Origin of the sequence: Streptomyces sp. CT34 (assembly GCF_000805335.1) — a bacterium.
Taxonomy (GTDB): Bacteria; Actinomycetota; Actinomycetes; order Streptomycetales; family Streptomycetaceae; genus Streptomyces.
Genome location: NZ_KN708638.1, coordinates 3,782,989 through 3,787,096, shown reverse-complemented (window position 1 = coordinate 3,787,096; position 4,108 = coordinate 3,782,989). Strand labels below are relative to the sequence as shown.

Genomic DNA, 4,108 nt, shown 5'->3' with positions numbered 1-4,108 from the left:
ATCCCCCGCCGCCCCGCCCCGCATCCCCTCCCCCCCGCCCCGCATCACCGCCACCCCCCGCACGTCACCGGAGAAACGAGGAGCCGCTCGTGTTCAACCAGGACAGTGCATCCCCCGCAACTGCCCCTGCCGTCCCCCAACTCGTCGAGCCGCACCGGGTGTTGGCCGAAGGAGTCGTCCGCGAGGTCTCCGTCCCGCCGCTCGCCCCCCCCGTCCGCACCGGCTCGCTCGGCGACATCCCCTTCACCAACGCCGCCGAGGCCCCGCACGAGACCGTCCTCTCCCGCCGGCAGCCCAGCGGCGCCTGGCGCGACATCACCGCCGCCGAGTTCGCCGCCGAGGTGCGCGCCGTGGCCAAAGGGCTCATCGCCCACGGCCTGGAGCCCGGCGACCGCCTGGCGATCATGGCGCGGACCACCTACGAATGGACCCTCCTCGACTTCGCCGCCTGGGCCGCCGGCCTGGTCACCGTCCCCCTCTACCCGACCTCCTCCGCCCTCCAGGCGCAGTGGATCCTCCAGGACTCCGCCGCCCGCGCCTGCGTCGTCGAGACCGTCGACGAGACCCGCCTGATCAGCGCCGTCCGCCCCCACCTCCCGGCACTCGGCAACCTCTGGCAGTTCAACACCGGCGCCGTCGCCCAGCTCGTCGACGCCGGCCGCGACCTCCCCGACGAGGCCGTCGACGCGCGCCGGGCCGCCCTCGCCCCGCCCCACCTCGCCACCCTCATCTACACCTCCGGCACCACCGGCCGCCCCAAGGGCTGCGCCCTCACCCACGCCAACTTCTTCGCCGAGGTCGACAATGCCGTGGAGCTCCTCCACCCCGTCTTCAGGTCGGTCAGCGACGAACCCGCCGCCACCCTCCTCTTCCTCCCCCTCTCGCACGTCTTCGGCCGGATGGTCGCCGTCGGCTGCCTGCGCGCCCGGGTCCGTCTGGGCCACGCCCCCAGCATCCAGACCGACGAACTGCTGGCCGACCTCGCCGGCTTCCGGCCCACCTTCCTCCTCGCCATCCCCTACGTCCTGGAGAAGGTCTTCAACACCGGCCGCGCCACCGCGGAGAAAATGGGCCGCGCCGCCTCCTTCGACCGCGCCGCCCGGATAGCCCGCGCCTACGGCGAGGCCGTCGAGGCCCGGGAGCACGGCACCGGACCCGGCCCCGGCGTCGCCCTCAGGGCCGCCCGCAAGCTCTACGACCCCCTCGTCTACCGCCGCATCCGCTCTGCCCTCGGCGGCCGGGTCCGCTACGCGATCTGCGGCGGCTCCCCCCTGGGCCACCGCCTCGCCGCCTTCTACTCCGGCGCCGGCATCGAGATCTTCGAGGGCTACGGCCTGACGGAGACCACCGCCGCGGCCACCGTCACCCCACCCCTCCGCCCCCGCATCGGCACGGTCGGCTGGCCGCTCCCCGGCAGCGCCGTCCGCATCGCCGACGACGGCGAGATCCTGCTCCGCGGCGGCCACGTCTTCTCCGGCTACTGGGACGCCGAGCTGGGCGCCGCCCGCCCGGCCACCGACCAGGACGGCTGGCTCCCCACCGGCGACCTCGGCGCCCTCGACGCCGACGGCTACCTCGCCATCACCGGCCGCAAGAAGGAGATCATCGTGACCAGCGGCGGCAAGAACGTCGCCCCCGCGCCCCTGGAGGACCGCCTCCGCTCCCACCCCCTCGTAGGCCAGTGCATGGTCGTCGGCGACAACCGCCCGTACATCACCGCACTGATCACCCTGGAGCCCGACGGCCTCTCCCACTGGCGCCAGATGACCAGGAAACGCGACACCCCGCTCACCGAACTCGTCCGGGACGAACGCCTCCTCGCCGACATCCAGCACGCCGTCGACGACGCCAACAAACTCGTCTCCCGCGCCGAGTCCATCCGCCGATTCGCCGTCCTCCCCGCGGACTTCAGCGAGCAAACCGGGCATCTGACCCCGTCCCTCAAACTCCGTCGCGCGCTGGTCGCCCGCGACTTCGCCAAAGAGATAGACCAGCTTTACGAAAGCCAGTAACCCCCGGTCTGGAGCAGTAGCCCTCCGCACGTCAAACTGGAACCCCCGTGTCACCTCTGTGGGGGAGGTGGCACGGGGTTTCAGCCGTACCCGCAACCACAACGCCCCGGCGCAATGTCCCGGCGCGATGTCCCGGTGCTCGGACAGGCCCTAGGCGTCGGCGACTTCGCACCACACCGTCTTGCCCGCCTCCCCCCGCCGTACGCCCCACCGCAGCGCAACGGCGTCCAGCAGCGCCATCCCCCGCCCGCTCTCGTCGTCGAGCGCCGCCCGCAGCAGCACCGGCAAGGCCCGCGGATCCGGATCACTGACCTCGATCCGCGTCCGCCCGTCCCCGGCCGCGGCGACTCGGACACGGACCGGCGTGCCCGCCCCGACATGCCGCACCACGTTCCCGACCAACTCGCTCACACACAGCTCGACTTCACTGCACGGCCCACCGAGGTGCTCCCGCACGGCCCGCCGCAGCACGGGCACCTCCTTCGGCATGGCGAGCAACTCCATGGTGAGCGGCGCACGGCACCCCGTCACCGCGGCGCCGCTTTGCGCAGCACCTCGGCCAGCCGCCGCGCGGTGGCCATGTTGCAGTTGCCCAGCGCGACCAGCGGCGGCGGATAACTCCCCGCGAACGACGGCAACTCGACCCCCAGGGACGGCAAGGTGATCCCGCACTCGCGCAGCGCGGCACGGAGCCCCTCCGCACACTCGTGCACGTCATCGGGGGCGGGGTTGGGGTGAGGCATGGCGCGTGAACCCTTCTGTACGCATGGTGACGAACTGCTCACAGCGTGGCGTCGTGGCGGCGTAGCGTGGAAGAGAATCCGACCTCGCTGAGCGAATGGTGGAAAGGTGAACCATGCCCGCACGCAAGGATGTTGACGGATCCGCGAGCGTCCCGGCCTTCTACGGCGCCGAACTGCGCTGGAAGCGCGAAGCGGCCGGCCTGACGCTCCGGGAAACCGTCGAAGGCAGCTACTTCGGCGAGACGTACCTCAGCGAGATCGAACACGGTAAGCGCCGCATGCCGGTGGAACTCGCCTGCCACGTGGACCGCCTCCTGAAGACCGACGGCTACTTCGAACGCCGCTGCGCGGATGTGCGCAAGGCGCGGCGGGCGGGGCATGCGGACTACTTCGGGCGGATCCTGGAGGCGGAGCAGCACGCGGACACCATCGACGAGTGGGCCCCCACCGTTTTGCCGGGGCTGCTGCAGACGGCGCCGTACGCGCGGGCCACGGTGCTCGCGGCGCATCCTGGCGCGACCGAGGAAGAGGTGGACGAGAAGGTCACCGCTCGGGTGGCACGGGCGCGCCTCTTCGAGGACGACCACAAGACTCCGGAGTACTGGGCGATCCTGCACGAGTCGTTGCTGCGACAACCCATGCTCCCGGCCGAGGGGATGGGTGAACAGCTCGCCAGTATCGCGGCGTTGGTGGGGCGACGACGGATCGTTGTGCAGATCATTCCGTGGAAAAGCGGCCCGCACCCCCTCATGTACGGCCCTGCGCTGATGCTGACGTTCCCCGATGCCCCGCCGCTCGTCTACACCGAGTCCTCGTACAGCGGCGCCACCATCGACGATCCGGGCCTCGTGAAGAAGTACCACAAGGCATACGATCGGCTCAGGGCCGCCGCAATGCCGCCTGAGGCGTCCCTGGCCCTGATCCAGGCAGCGGCAGAGGACTATCGAAATGGCAACCAGCCAGATTGACTTGAGCACGGCTCGCTGGCGTAAGAGCAGCTACAGCAACGGCGACGGCGGAAACTGCGTTGAGGTCGCCGAAGGGTTCCCTGGTGCCGCCCGCTGGCGTAAGAGCAGCTACAGCAACGGTTCCGACGGGGATTGCGTCGAGGTCGCCGACGGCACCCCCGGTATCGTCCCCGTCCGCGATAGCAAGGACCTTCAGGGCCCGGCCCTCACCTTCTCAACTACCGCCTGGGGCACCTTTATTGGTGCCATCACCGCCGCCGGCGACTGCTGACACCCCTCAACGCGGCGGCAGGGCAACAGCCGTCTGCATCTGGCACGAGTTGCACCAGAACGCCCACCCGTTCGCGTCGACGGAGCGCGAGCCGCACGCCAGGCACGGGTCGCC

Annotated in this window: 5 protein-coding genes; 3 read left to right on the top strand and 2 right to left on the bottom strand. The window is 71.0% G+C overall.

Going from position 1 to position 4,108, the window contains the following annotated elements:
• The first annotated feature begins 89 nt into the window (after window positions 1-89).
• On the top strand, window positions 90-2,012 hold the full coding sequence (locus RZ84_RS16530; RefSeq protein ID WP_043264963.1) for an AMP-dependent synthetase/ligase: 1,923 nt from the start codon (window positions 90-92) through the stop codon (window positions 2,010-2,012).
• Window positions 2,013-2,162: 150 nt separating this feature from the next.
• Here the strand turns inward: RZ84_RS16530 and RZ84_RS38165 are convergent, their stop codons facing one another.
• Together RZ84_RS38165 and RZ84_RS38160 are read right to left on the bottom strand one after the other, a co-directional pair.
• Entirely contained in the window at window positions 2,163-2,501 is a 339-nt protein-coding gene (locus RZ84_RS38165; RefSeq protein WP_241777731.1) for an ATP-binding protein, read from the bottom strand.
• Between the two features lie 38 nt (window positions 2,502-2,539).
• A complete protein-coding gene (locus RZ84_RS38160; protein WP_043264962.1) occupies window positions 2,540-2,755 on the bottom strand; it encodes a hypothetical protein in 216 nt (71 codons plus the stop codon).
• Window positions 2,756-2,868: 113 nt separating this feature from the next.
• Between RZ84_RS38160 and RZ84_RS16515 the strand changes: the two genes are divergently transcribed.
• Entirely contained in the window at window positions 2,869-3,723 is an 855-nt protein-coding gene (locus RZ84_RS16515; protein ID WP_043264961.1) for a helix-turn-helix domain-containing protein, read from the top strand.
• A complete protein-coding gene (locus RZ84_RS16510) occupies window positions 3,704-3,994 on the top strand; it encodes a DUF397 domain-containing protein (RefSeq protein ID WP_043264960.1) in 291 nt (96 codons plus the stop codon). Before RZ84_RS16515 ends, RZ84_RS16510 begins: the two co-directional genes overlap by 20 nt.
• Window positions 3,995-4,108 lie beyond the last annotated feature (114 nt).